General features: G+C 46.3%; 13 protein-coding genes. 3 read left to right on the top strand and 10 right to left on the bottom strand.

Going from position 1 to position 12,023, the window contains the following annotated elements; translation table 11 throughout:
* Window positions 1-12 precede the first annotated feature (12 nt).
* Window positions 13-231: an MDR/zinc-dependent alcohol dehydrogenase-like family protein gene (locus LOZ80_RS36330; RefSeq protein WP_238169028.1), complete on the bottom strand. Its 219-nt coding sequence runs from the start codon at window positions 229-231 to the stop codon at window positions 13-15.
* Window positions 232-1,421: 1,190 nt separating this feature from the next.
* Between LOZ80_RS36330 and LOZ80_RS36325 the strand changes: the two genes are divergently transcribed.
* From LOZ80_RS36325 to clpP, 3 genes are read left to right on the top strand one after another with little or no spacing between them, the layout of a single operon-like run.
* The gene (locus LOZ80_RS36325) at window positions 1,422-2,003 is read left to right on the top strand and encodes an ArsR/SmtB family transcription factor (RefSeq protein WP_238169027.1); all 582 of its coding nucleotides are present in this window, start codon (window positions 1,422-1,424) and stop codon (window positions 2,001-2,003) included.
* A 13-nt stretch (window positions 2,004-2,016) separates the two neighbouring features.
* Window positions 2,017-2,307: a hypothetical protein gene (locus LOZ80_RS36320; RefSeq protein WP_238169026.1), complete on the top strand. Its 291-nt coding sequence runs from the start codon at window positions 2,017-2,019 to the stop codon at window positions 2,305-2,307.
* Window positions 2,308-2,339: 32 nt separating this feature from the next.
* Complete coding sequence (clpP, locus tag LOZ80_RS36315; RefSeq protein ID WP_189011936.1) at window positions 2,340-2,921, top strand: ATP-dependent Clp endopeptidase proteolytic subunit ClpP; 582 nt, start codon at window positions 2,340-2,342, stop codon at window positions 2,919-2,921.
* Window positions 2,922-2,974: 53 nt separating this feature from the next.
* Here the strand turns inward: clpP and LOZ80_RS36310 are convergent, their stop codons facing one another.
* The 9 genes from LOZ80_RS36310 to LOZ80_RS36270 all read right to left on the bottom strand — a co-directional run bounded on the left by LOZ80_RS36310 (window position 2,975) and on the right by LOZ80_RS36270 (window position 12,010).
* Window positions 2,975-3,799 (bottom strand): carbohydrate ABC transporter permease, encoded by an 825-nt coding sequence (locus LOZ80_RS36310; protein WP_189011934.1) that lies wholly within the window; start codon window positions 3,797-3,799, stop codon window positions 2,975-2,977.
* A 23-nt stretch (window positions 3,800-3,822) separates the two neighbouring features.
* Window positions 3,823-4,698 (bottom strand): carbohydrate ABC transporter permease, encoded by an 876-nt coding sequence (locus LOZ80_RS36305; protein WP_238169025.1) that lies wholly within the window; start codon window positions 4,696-4,698, stop codon window positions 3,823-3,825.
* A gap of 72 nt (window positions 4,699-4,770) precedes the next feature.
* Window positions 4,771-6,099 (bottom strand): ABC transporter substrate-binding protein, encoded by a 1,329-nt coding sequence (locus LOZ80_RS36300; protein ID WP_238169024.1) that lies wholly within the window; start codon window positions 6,097-6,099, stop codon window positions 4,771-4,773.
* Window positions 6,100-6,210: 111 nt separating this feature from the next.
* Window positions 6,211-7,668 carry a response regulator gene (locus LOZ80_RS36295; RefSeq protein ID WP_238169023.1) on the bottom strand — a complete coding sequence of 486 codons (1,458 nt, stop codon included), beginning with the start codon at window positions 7,666-7,668 and terminating at the stop codon, window positions 6,211-6,213.
* Window positions 7,640-9,421: a cache domain-containing sensor histidine kinase gene (locus LOZ80_RS36290; RefSeq protein ID WP_238169022.1), complete on the bottom strand. Its 1,782-nt coding sequence runs from the start codon at window positions 9,419-9,421 to the stop codon at window positions 7,640-7,642. Before LOZ80_RS36290 ends, LOZ80_RS36295 begins: the two co-directional genes overlap by 29 nt.
* Before the next feature lie 112 nt (window positions 9,422-9,533).
* Complete coding sequence (locus LOZ80_RS36285; RefSeq protein ID WP_238169021.1) at window positions 9,534-10,724, bottom strand: M24 family metallopeptidase; 1,191 nt, start codon at window positions 10,722-10,724, stop codon at window positions 9,534-9,536.
* Window positions 10,725-10,776: 52 nt separating this feature from the next.
* Window positions 10,777-11,259, bottom strand: a complete 483-nt coding sequence (locus LOZ80_RS36280; protein ID WP_238169020.1) for a hypothetical protein — start codon at window positions 11,257-11,259, stop codon at window positions 10,777-10,779.
* A 16-nt stretch (window positions 11,260-11,275) separates the two neighbouring features.
* Window positions 11,276-11,701 carry a hypothetical protein gene (locus tag LOZ80_RS36275; protein ID WP_238169019.1) on the bottom strand — a complete coding sequence of 142 codons (426 nt, stop codon included), beginning with the start codon at window positions 11,699-11,701 and terminating at the stop codon, window positions 11,276-11,278.
* 159 nt (window positions 11,702-11,860) lie between these two features.
* A complete protein-coding gene (locus LOZ80_RS36270; protein ID WP_189011922.1) occupies window positions 11,861-12,010 on the bottom strand; it encodes a hypothetical protein in 150 nt (49 codons plus the stop codon).
* Window positions 12,011-12,023: the final 13 nt, after the last annotated feature.

Genomic DNA, 12,023 nt, shown 5'->3' with positions numbered 1-12,023 from the left:
AAATGTTAATATTTATTTGACAAACCGATCTTCTCTGACTGTAGAAGCATGCATAGCCAGCTCGATATTCTTAAAATCATACCGATGTGTAATGAACTCATGCTGATGGATTTTGCCGGCTGCCATCATCCGGTCAGCAGCTCTGATAGCTGCCAGTCTGTCCTTCGTATGTGCCGCGATGGCCGGCGATACGTTCAACACTTCAAGCCCCTTGACATACCAATCGTTCATGTCAGTCAGCCTAGAGTCATGATGCCAAGCGTAGATACCAACTTTTCCTCCTGCTCTAGCCAGCTTGGTGCACCATTTCAGCGCATCCGCCGCTCCTGAATCTTCCTAGTAAAGTTCAAACCGCCCTTGCATTATGCGCAGATGATGGACAGCCGTAATCGCACACAAGAAAGGTTCCACGATATATGACGCTGCTTCTTCCGGCTTGCAGGACAATTTGACGATATCCGTTGATTGAATATTGGTGTACACACTCCATTGAAACGTAAGTATGTAGTCGCCTTCTTTTTACGCAACGAACACTGCTGCCGACTTTAGTCACCACGCCAATTCCTTCATGTCCCACTAGCTGCGGCTTAATGAAATCCCTATGGTTGTATTGTCACAACTCCAACACACAAATTCCATTGACAATCGTTCTCACTTTTATTTCATCTTCCTCAGGGTCAGCGATCTCAATCTCCCTTACTTCCATATGCTTGTTCCCCCACATAGTAAATCACTTTCGATTTCAATTACGTTCATGTCCCTGGGAATGATATGTGACCATCGCAATTCTATTTTGGTCCTTACATTGGCGGATGAAAATATGCCAAATGTATTCTGGTTATGTAATCCTCCACATTTAGAACGATGATTGACCGATGTGCTTGAAAACGGCATAATTCTACCCTGCTCTCAGAACAACAAAAAAAGCGAAAGGATTGACTCCCATCGCTTCATATGATCAAAATATCTTTTCTAAGAAAAAATAATAGCCCTTATGACATCATTAGCATCTTGGACTAGATAGACTTTACATTTTCCCAAGATCCAGACTTAACACTTCTCACAATAGTATCGTTAATCAGCATGATTTGGTACCCCCTCTCAATGTAGCGGAAAGTACATCATCACCTACGACCGCATCATAGAAGTTATGCATCATGTTTTTAAGACTATTCAAACTTTATTTGTTACTTCAAGACTTTATTTGTCACTTCACAACTTTATTGTCTACTTCAAAACTTATTTGTCACCCGATATTTGTCACTTCAAAACTATATTTGTTACTTCAAAACTTTATTGTCTACTTCAAAACTTATTTGTCACCCGATATCTAAGATCCTCCCCGCCCATTGACATTCTCTTCTCAACGTAATAAAATATTTTTACGTAACATATTCTTTGTATTGGAGGCCTTACTCTCCATGCCACAAGAGATTCAAGACAGCTTCTACATCGAGTCCCCTGAGCAGGCTACCATTCTGTTGAATCCGCTTCGCGGGGAAATCATCGCTCAGCTTTTGGAACCTGGCTCTGCCGCTGAGGTAGCGCGCACGCTCGGCGAGACCGCCCAGCGTATTAATTACCATCTCAAGGCGCTTGAGAAAGCTGGCCTCGTGCAGCGTGTCGGCACACGCCAGGTGCGCAATTTGGTCGAAGTGCTGTATCGCGCTATTGCCAAAACCTTCGTACTGGCCGAATCGCTCAGCATGAAACCGGAAACCTTGCAGAAGCTCAAGGATCAAAGCTCGCTTGCACATCTCGTGACGACATCCGAGCGAATTCGCAGAGATGCGATGCTGCTTATGGAGCAATCCGATGTCGGTGAAGTCATACCAAGCGCAACGCTGCAGCTTCAGGTTCATTTGAACGACGAACAACAGCGGCAATCGTTCATTGAAGAGTATGCGGCTATGGTCAAGCAGTTGGTCGAACGCTATTCGAGCTGCAACGATCAGGAAGCCTACCAAGTCTTGTTGGCCGTCTACCCCAAACCCAAAGAATGAGGAGGCATTTGTCATGAGTCATGAACAAGAATCAAGGAAACCTGCACTTGAAGCTACTCCAGCAACACCAATTATTGCCTGGGAGCAACCATTGGAGCGTAAACCTGAGCCCATGGGAAACAATGTCATTTCGATTGACGCCTATCGTCGTCAGGGAACCCTTGTGGATTCTGAAGCAACCGTCACTGTTCGTGAGTTTCATTCCGCTCAAAGAGAAGAACCCGTACGATTGATCATGGTCTCCTCTGGATTCGGTCAGAAGTCAGCCGGGAATCCTTACTCGGTACAAAGCAAAGCAGCCTAACGCTTTACCCCAAAAAAGAAAGGATGATTCCGATGAGTTTCATACCTATGGTCGTTGAACAAACTGCGCGCGGCGAGCGCTCTTACGATATTTATTCCAGACTCTTGAAAGACAGAATTGTCTTCTTAGGTACAGAGGTTAACGACCAAGTCGCCAATGCGATTGTTGCACAGCTCTTGTTCCTTTCTGCTGAAGATCCCGAGAAAGATATCTCGCTCTACATCAACTCCCCGGGTGGATCAACTTCGGCAGGATTGGCAATTTACGATACGATGAATTTCATAAAAGCAGATGTATCCACCATTTGTGTAGGGATGGCGGCATCTATGGGTGCTGTGCTTCTAACCGCTGGCGCGCCAGGCAAAAGATTCGCGCTTCCGAACGCGGAAGTCATGATTCACCAGCCATGGGGAGGTACGCAAGGGCAAGCGAGCGATATTCACATTCGCAGTCAGCACATTCTCAAAACACGCAGTATTCTGAATCGCATTCTCTCGGAGACAACCAAACAACCCATCGAGAAAATCGAGCTGGACACCGACCGTGATTACTTTTTGGAAGCTGAAGATGCGCGAGTGTATGGTTTGATTGATAAAGTAATCGAGAAAATATAACGCCAATACAACGCAAAAACTCACCCCCTGACACTTGGAGGTGAGTTTTTGCATTAGCCTTTTACCGCGGAGCCCGTAATGCCTTGAATAATATATTTTTGTCCGATCAGGAACACCAGCAGCATCGGAACAATACCAGCAGAAGTCGCGGCCATCATCCCGTTATAGTCAATGTTGAACTCCAGTATGAAATTCTGCATACCTAGCGGAACCGTATACAGATCGCGATCCAGCAGGAACACAAGCGCATTCTCATAGTCATTCCAGTGCCAGGAGAAATCGATGATCGCCAGGGTAGCCAACGCTGGTTTAGCGAGCGGTAGCATAAGACGGAAGAAAATACGGAAGTGCCCAGCCCCATCCACAAATGCCGATTCGGTAATTTCGTGAGGGATCGCCATGAAAAACTGCCGCATGAGGAACACCCCGAATATCGTAAACAAGCCCGGTAAAATCAACGCCCAATGCGTATTATAAATCCCGACTTTATCAAACAAAATAAATTTAGGAACAAATAAGACCTGCGGCGGAACCATCATCATGGATAAATAGAACATGAAGAGCGCATTTCTTCCCTTAAATTCGACCCGCGAGAAGCCATAAGCGGCCAAAGCCGAAAGAAACGTAGCCCCAATCGTACATATCACAGCGATTTTCAATGAATTCATGTAATAAATCAGAAAGCTATCCTTGCCTGTCCATACTTTGAGATGATGCTCCCATGTCACTTTCGACGGTATCCATTGAATCGGATACTGAAACACTTCACTCGGAGATTTAAACGAGGTGCTAATCATCCAGAGGAACGGCATAATCATGAAAAGCCCAAGGATGAGCATCACAACGGTGCTTCCTATTTTTGTCGGTTTTATTTCCATCTTGTATCACTCCGGTTTTTTACTTAATAATGAACCCAGCGCTTCTGACCAACCCATTGGATCATCGTAATCAAGAAAATGATTGCAAATAAAACCCATGAGATTGCTGATGCATACCCCATTTCGTAGTAACGAAACGCATTGTGGTAAATGAAGAGGGACAAAATCGTAGTGCTGCCGCCAGGTCCACCCTGCGTAACGGCTTCAATCATACCGAACGTTTTCATCGACGTAATCAAGCCCGTAATCATTAATAAGAAGGTAGATGGACTCACTAACGGGAAAATAATTTTCCATACCGTCGTCCATGTGCTCGCGCCATCAATCTTGGCTGCTTCGAGCTGCTCCTGCGGTATTTCTTGAATCGCCGCCAAATAAATAATCATATTATAACCAAGCAAAAACCAGATCCAAATGATGTCGATTGCATACATCGAGGACGTTGTCGTCGACATCCAGCCTGGGGGGTGTTCGATGCCAATAGAACGAAGAAAGCCATTAATAGGTCCCTGGGACGGTTGAAACAGCAGCATCCATACGAAGGAAACCGCAACACCGCTTGTGATATAAGGCATGAAAAACATCGCGCGCAGCAAGCTTTTGACATACACGCTCCGATTCAAAACAAGCGCGACAAGAAAGGCCAGGCCGATAGACACCGGCACGGAAGCCAAGAACAGAGCCGTTTTCTTCAAAGAAACATAGAAGACTGGGTCATGAAAGAGTCGATCAAAATTCTCAAGCCCGATCCATGCGATATCCGGCGACGTATATTTATAGTTGGTAAACATGATCCCCAGTGAAAATAAAGCAGGGATGACGAAGAATAAAATGACGCCCACCATATTAGGTAAAATGAACAAGTATCCTAATCTTTGTTGTTTTTTAGCCCAGTTCATGCAAAATATCCACTCCTTTTTGAACAAAAAAGGGAGGTGCCTCTATCCTGATGCATCCCCCATTTTTCTTGCTTATTTCTTATTTTTAGCCAAGTAGTCGTTGTGGCGTTTGACCGTATTCTTCATGGTATCATCCAAGGATTGCGCCTTGAGATAGTACTTCTCATATTCTTCTCTGCGCGCATCGACAATCTGTTGGGGAATCGTTGCTGTAAACGTAGGGAATTTACCGAATACAACCTTCTTGAGTGAATCCACATCATAGGTCTTTTCATTATCGCCGAGAAGCAATTTGATCGCTTCTTCCACATTCGCATCCTTGGAAGAAGGAATACGTCCACCGGAAGCCAGCGGCATCATTCCGCCATCTGCGTACCATTTCAAGAATTTCCAAGCTTGCTCTTTATTCTTCGAATTCGGATTAATGGAGATTACATCCCCAAGGCCGCCTGGATATTTAAAATTAGTCTGATCCTTCGTTACTTTAGGGACTGTGGCAAACGCAATTTTGAAATCACGAGGGAAATCCTTCATATTATTGGAATTGCGGAAAATAAATTCGCCCGCTCCCAACATCGCGGTTTCACCTTTTAAGAACATCGTATCCGTCGGCATCTTGCTCGTAATTTGCTCACCCAATAATGGCATCGATTTGTCGGTATACATCATATTAAACACCGATTCATAGGCTTTGCGAACCGTCGGTTCATCGAGATTGGACGTGCCGTCAGCTTTCGTGAAGCCTGCTCCCGCATTGGCGCCATCGAAGAAACTCGGGTATGCTGAGATATGCTGGGTGAAGCCCCACCGTGTGCCTTTTTTGAGCTTGACGGCATATTGCTGCAGATCATCCATCGTCCAATCCAGAGCAGGTACCGCTAATCCCGCTTCATCGAGTGCATTCTTGTTCAACCAAACGAACGATACATTCTTTTTGGTCGGAAGGCCATAGTACTTATCCTTGACTTTCCAGTCTTTGGCGTCTGTGCCCATTTTATCGTCAATGTTATAATCCTTGAACTCGCTAAGATCGAGCGCAGTCCCCGCTTCAACACGTTTGGACAAACCGGATAACGTGTAGTTCACATATAAATCGATGCCTTGATTTGTCGTCAGAGCGGTATCAAGCTTCAAGTTCCCTGCGTCATCATTGACAAAACGCTCATATTTCACCTGAATATCAGGATTCTTTGCGTTCCAGTTATCAACAACCGCTTGCGGACCAGATTCTCCAGGCACGCCTCCCCACATGGTAAGCGTCACTGCTTTCTTCGCTTCTGTCGTAGCGTTGGGACTTTTCGTCACAGCCGTTTTATCACCGGATGAACCACAACCTGCGGTAATGCTCAACACGACAGCCGCTGATAGAAGACTTAACGTTGTTTTCTTCATATTCATCATTTGACCCTCCCGTATTCCTTATCCTTGCTGGTTACAAACCAACTATATCACCAGCTCTCAGTTGTTCGAAGGAACAAAATCTTGTTCTTCTAGCACAAAAGTTTGATTTCATCACTTGATATGTTGTTGCCTGAAAACACTTGGCGGCATGCCGACCTCTCTCCGGAACATACGGGCAAAATAGTTCTCGTTGGGAAAGCCAACCTTAGCCCCAATCAACGCTACAGGCTGATCCGTCTGCAACAGCAGGTCACAGGCCTTCTTAATACGAATGTCCATCAAATATTCCGTCACGGTCTTCCCGGTTTTTTTCTTAAACAAAACACTTAAATATTTATCATCCATCGTGGCAATTCCGGCAAGCAGGGACAACGACAGCTCATCTTCGAAATGACCATTCATATAGGCAATCACCTTATTGATTTCAATATGATCCGTAACCTCATACTTCGCGGCTTTCCAATGAGCCATATACATATCTATTCTTTGTTTAAAATGACGACCTGCCTCGAGGTGGGAAACAGCCTCTGTGTAGATGGCAGGTGATTCGGCCTGTACACAGGCAAGCTCGGCAAACAAGCGGTCCAAACGCAACGCAATCTCTTTTACACGAAGCAATGACAACTGCACCTCACTGGTCCAAGCCCAGATTTCTTGCCAAGATAGCTCCAGTAATCCTAGATTCATTTGCTCAAAAGCTTGAATTAAGTTCTTTTCCAATTGCCATGGCAAACCACTGAAGGCCTGATCTTGAAGTACCTTTGGCTGATAAAAGAAAATACCCGATCTATTGGCATACCAAAGCTCTGTGACGCGGGATAACATACTTTCCCAAAGGGCTGCCACATCCTCGTTCTCCGCCAATTCAGAGATAACCACAATATAATTGCTGCGCAGCTCATTGTTATGAATATGAATCTTCGTTTCCTCTGGCATCATGCAAAAAACGGTCGAGAAACCCAGCTTCGTAAAGATATGCACCTTGGGATTGATTTCCCATTCAAATAGAGAAAGCTGCCGCAGATCCTGCTTAGCAAAAGCATGCTGGCCATGAGCAATCAGAATAAGCCAATTTGGCTGAAACATTTCCTGTATAAATGCAGGGTTAGCCAGCAGCTCTTCCCCCTTGTTTGTTCCGCTATATAGCTCCTCACAATAATCGTTGATTTCTTTGGAAATCAAACGTGAGTTGCGTTCCAGCTCACCTTTGACTTTCGTCAGCGCTTCCGTCATTTTCTCCGGACTCAAATAAAGTTTGAGCACATAACCTGATGCCCCAAGCTCCATCGCTTGCTGAATGAACGCAAAATCATTCATAACCGTCAGCATGATGAAACAGGTATCCAACTGCTCCTGACGTACCTGCGCAAGCAGTTCAACTCCATTCATCACCGGCATCATAATATCGCAAATGACCAGATCCGGCTTCACTTTCCGTATAATGGATAGCGCTTCTTCGCCATTCCCGCATTCCTCAATGACCTGAAAACCATTTTCCTCCCATGGCATGCCTTTCCGAATACTCCGTCGTACAAAGGCTTCATCCTCGACCAAGAGAACCGTCCACATGTAAGCCATCTCCCTTCACATAAGGTGTAGATAACAGGAACAACGTGCGAATCCGTACCAAAGTCCCGCTTTGCACAGACTCAACACTAATTTTCCCTTGCTTCCGGAATAGCAGTGTTAGACGTTCCTCCAGATTTTTCAAAGCAATCCCATGACCTGCCGCTGTAGAGGTATTAGCCTGTTCCAAGCCTACGCCGTTATCCTCAACCTCAATCACCAGTTCATTTTCCTCTTTATGGACTCGAATCTCGATTCGACCTGATCGATCCATTTTGCTAAATCCGTGATAAATGCTATTTTCAATCAGCGGCTGCAAGCTCAGCTTGGGAACAAGCGCAAAGCGCAATTCAGGATCAAACGTAATATCCACGTGAAACTCACGGTCATAGCGAAGCTGTTGAATGCTAATATATCGCTGCGCAAGCTCAATTTCGTGTTCCAAATGAATTAAATCCACGTCCAGACGCATACCGGCTTCCAGCAATTTCCCCAAGGACTCGCAAACTTCTGGTATTTGCTTATTTCCAATTTCAATGGCAAGCCATTTCACCGTATTTAATGTGTTTAAAAGAAAGTGAGGATTCATCTGCGAAAGCAGCATTTGGAAACGCATAGCTTCCTTGTTTCGCTCTTCCTCTTTCAAACGATTCAATAAACTCTCTACATCACGCACCATGTTATTAAAAGCTTGAACAAACGTCAAAATTTCACCTTTATAGCTTTCTTCGGGAAGTTGGATTTTGAGGTTCCGCTTCACCACATCCGACATCTTCCGCTGCAAAAGCTGCAGTGGTCTAGTAATCGTCGTTGAGATTAAAAAGGTCATCACGATAAACAAAACTGCTATAAGGAGCGTTGTTAAAAAATAAGATTGCTGCAGCTGATTCACTTTATGGAACAAGTATTTCGTAGGAATGCTCTTAATCAAATACCAATTCAAACCTGGAATTTTGGAGTAACTAACGATATGATCATTCTCAACCTGTGAACCTATCGGCTCCCAGTCAACCGTATTCAATGGATTCGGCAGCACTGTCGTCGTTGACGTACTGCTGCGAGCGTAGATTTCTCCCTCCGAAGAAGCTAATACATATAGCTCCTCATTGACCGGACTTGGGATGGCGCTTCTGAGCCAACTCTGATAGTCCACACCCATCCGTACAACCGCATAAATACGATTATTCTCATCCCGTAGAGCTTTGTACATCGTCAAAAGGGAAGGTTGAATGCCGAAATCGGAATTCAGTCCGCCTTCCTCCAACTGCCACTTCGATTGCGGCTTGCCTTGAAAAGCTTCTTGCATCCTCGGTATTGCCGCTATGCCGGAATAACTCAAAATCCGACTCGGTCCATAGGACGTATACACATGCTCTTCCAAATCAAGAACGGTATAATACACATAGGAATTGGCGATAAACACGCTATTATTAATTGCGTTAAACTTCTCTTCAATCTTCACTTTTTGTTGGATAGAGGGGTACGTGATACCGACTTCCGGATGCTTCAAAATTGCCGTCACGAAAGAGTCCTGCTCAATGAGCGTGAACGTTTTCTCGGCAACGCCAAGCAAATTTCCTAATGACGAAGTAATCGTTGTCATCTGTTCAAGGTTTTGACTGCTGACTTGTTCTTTCATCAAGGTTTCGAACTTTTGAACATGCGTCATGTTTAAGATGAGAATCGGCAGCAAAATAACAAGCAAAAATGTTAGAAATAGCTTGTACTTTAACGTTTGCGGTATAAAATGTATCAACACCCATGTCCCCTTATCCGTATTATATGGGTTTAGTATACTTGCTTGTTGTTTAAAAACAAAGAGACTGCCCTAAACGGCTGAAAACCTTAGGACAGCCTCTTTATTGTTCCTACTCGGGTGTTTGGATAATACCATCCCTGGTCAGCGTAAGCTTCTCAAAGCCGTTTTCGGTGATCAAATAAGTATCTTCAATCCCGACTACGCCGCGTCCAGGGAAGGTGAACTTGGGCTCGATCGCGATAACCATGCCTGGCGCCAGCGGGTATTTGAAGCCCTTGGCGAGAACGGGCAGCTCGTCGATTTCGAGCCCGATGCCGTGACCAAGGAATTTCACTTGGTCGGCGCCGTACCCCATGAAGTGGGCGCTTAGCCCCGCTTCATTCACTTGATCGAGCGCGAGCAGATACAGATGCTCGGCAATCGTACCCGGCTGCAGCCTCGCCTCCGTGGCGCGGAGCACCTGCTCCGCCACATCGTAGGCTCGCTGCAGCTCAGGGTCCAGATCGCCGATCACGAGCGTCCGCGTCTGATCAATGAGATAGCCGTCGATCGAGCAACCGAGATCGACGAGTATCGGTTCGCCGCGCCGAATCGGCGCGCGGCCCGAGCTTTGCGGGCTGGACGGGTGGAGCCCCGTGCCCCCGGCCGGCCCGTCAAAATAAGTCGGCACCGCTGCCGACGCGCCTGCCGCGACCATTCCGGTGATCAACTCGGAATTGTACGCGCGCATGCGCATCAGCCCTTGGTGCCCGCGCAGCCGGAGCTGATGCTCAATGAGCGCCATCAGCTCGAACTCCGCCATCCCCTCACGAATGTGAGGGATGACCGCCTCCAGCGCCGCGTCGACGACGCGCGCGGCCGTCCGAATCGCCGTGACTTCGTCCGGCGATTTGATCATTCGCTGCTCACGCACGAGCAGCGAGCCGTCCTCCCAGACCGCGCCGGGCAGCGCGGTCTGGAGCCTTACATGCAGCTGGACGGGCAACACGTCCAGCTCCGTTGCAATCCGCAGCGCCGCCCCAACTGCGTCCGCACCCGCGCAGCGCGCGCGAAGACGCTCGCCCAGCGTCTTCCAAGACCCCAGCGCTTCCACGTCCGCTGACGCTTCCTCCTCTGCGCGGACCAGACTGCGGCGCACGAGGTAGAGCACCTCGCCCTCCGCCGGAATAAACAAATACCCCGTCTGCATCGAACCGCAGTAGTAATAAATATCAACATTCTGGGTAACTAAGAAGCCGGACCAGCCCCGCTTCACCATCTCCCCCTGCAACCAACGCTGTCTTTGCTCAAAAATATTCATCGTCTCGCTCCTTGCATCGTCTTAAATGTATAGTTATCTGTCTATTATACATTTAATAAACCATCTCCGCAGAGGACTTAATCGTCCATGTGATAGGCTGTAAAACCGTATAGGTTCGGGGAAACTCCAGACGAATAAACATAATCACACCTGGACGGTCGAGCGTAACCGAGTAGCCATTTACAGCGTCAACAAACGTGTATGGGAATGCTTCATTGTCGTTTACAACCTTAAATAACTCCACCACCACCTTGCTTTGTAAAAAGGCAGTTGGCAGCGGATCATTCGTCTCATCTAGTCTAAGATTAGCCTGCAAATATTGCAGCGCCACCGCTCTGGCTTTGATTTCATCAATTGAATGAATGCCGCTGGCCAGCTTCATTTGGTTGCTTTGCTGCGCAGCTGCGTGCACCGCATCATTTAAAGCATGTTTGCCTTGAAAAAGAGTGTGCATCGCCAGTTCCTCGTCCGTTTGCAGCGCAAATAAAGACATATAAACAACACTCATCAAAACAATTAAAAGCAGCTTATACAAAACATTCCCCCAACCATCAAGGCACGTATTCGCTCATTTTCATTCCCATAGCCCCCATCCGAGCAGATGCAGCAGGAATCGTAATGCCAACAAGCTGATCAATGACAAAAAGGCGATGATAAGGATACGTCATATACAGCCTCAAGCCAATCCCTCTCCTTACAGGCTGACTTACGTCTATGCCGTTAACCCCTGTAGTCGTTTCTACCGAGTAGGCAATATCTTCCGGTATGAAGCCTCTTTCTGCCAGGCGATCTCTGGACTCCTGAATCATCGAGTTGCTAATATAACCGTGCCTGCCGCTTGCTCCGATCTCCAATAAATAATCAACCTCTTTTTGCAAAACAGCTTGTCTAACAATAATGATATGCTTATAAACGGGTGCAAACATAAACCAACACAGTAAAGTCGCGAACAAAATAAACACTAAAATTTGCTTCATGGATCTATCTGTTCAATCGTCCTATTTATCCTTGCACCACCGTTATGAACCTGCTGCCGTGTCCCCATACTGCCTCCCACCACATTGTTATATAGGATGATTATCACCATAATAAGCATTGCCGTTACTAGAATCGATCTCACCTCAAAAGATCCATACTTATGGCCTTAATGCTGTAATTTCTGTATTTGCCTGCGTACCATGCGTTGAAATATTACGTCTCATCCCTGTCGAACCGTCATTGATTATGGTTGTAAAGAGAAAGGCAACAACAATGAGCATCATGACCGTTATCAGAATATTCCGCATAAATGATCTCCCT

Origin of the sequence: Paenibacillus sp. HWE-109 (genome assembly GCF_022163125.1) — a bacterium.
Classification (GTDB): domain Bacteria; phylum Bacillota; class Bacilli; order Paenibacillales; family NBRC-103111; genus Paenibacillus_E.
The sequence above is the reverse complement of the archived record's forward strand: the minus strand, read 5'-3'. Positions and strand labels throughout refer to the sequence as shown.

Bases quoted from the DNA above. Each gene is read 5' to 3' on its own strand.
- LOZ80_RS36330 (WP_238169028.1), bottom strand. From the start codon at position 231: ATGAACGATTGGTATGTCAAGGGGCTTGAAGTGTTGAACGTATCGCCG.
- LOZ80_RS36325 (WP_238169027.1), top strand. From the start codon at position 1,422: ATGCCACAAGAGATTCAAGACAGCTTCTACATCGAGTCCCCTGAGCAG.
- LOZ80_RS36320 (WP_238169026.1), top strand. From the start codon at position 2,017: ATGAGTCATGAACAAGAATCAAGGAAACCTGCACTTGAAGCTACTCCA.
- clpP (WP_189011936.1), top strand. From the start codon at position 2,340: ATGAGTTTCATACCTATGGTCGTTGAACAAACTGCGCGCGGCGAGCGC.
- LOZ80_RS36310 (WP_189011934.1), bottom strand. From the start codon at position 3,799: ATGGAAATAAAACCGACAAAAATAGGAAGCACCGTTGTGATGCTCATC.
- LOZ80_RS36305 (WP_238169025.1), bottom strand. From the start codon at position 4,698: ATGAACTGGGCTAAAAAACAACAAAGATTAGGATACTTGTTCATTTTA.
- LOZ80_RS36300 (WP_238169024.1), bottom strand. From the start codon at position 6,099: ATGATGAATATGAAGAAAACAACGTTAAGTCTTCTATCAGCGGCTGTC.
- LOZ80_RS36295 (WP_238169023.1), bottom strand. From the start codon at position 7,668: ATGTGGACGGTTCTCTTGGTCGAGGATGAAGCCTTTGTACGACGGAGT.
- LOZ80_RS36285 (WP_238169021.1), bottom strand. From the start codon at position 10,724: ATGAATATTTTTGAGCAAAGACAGCGTTGGTTGCAGGGGGAGATGGTG.
- LOZ80_RS36275 (WP_238169019.1), bottom strand. From the start codon at position 11,701: ATGAAGCAAATTTTAGTGTTTATTTTGTTCGCGACTTTACTGTGTTGG.
- LOZ80_RS36270 (WP_189011922.1), bottom strand. From the start codon at position 12,010: ATGCGGAATATTCTGATAACGGTCATGATGCTCATTGTTGTTGCCTTT.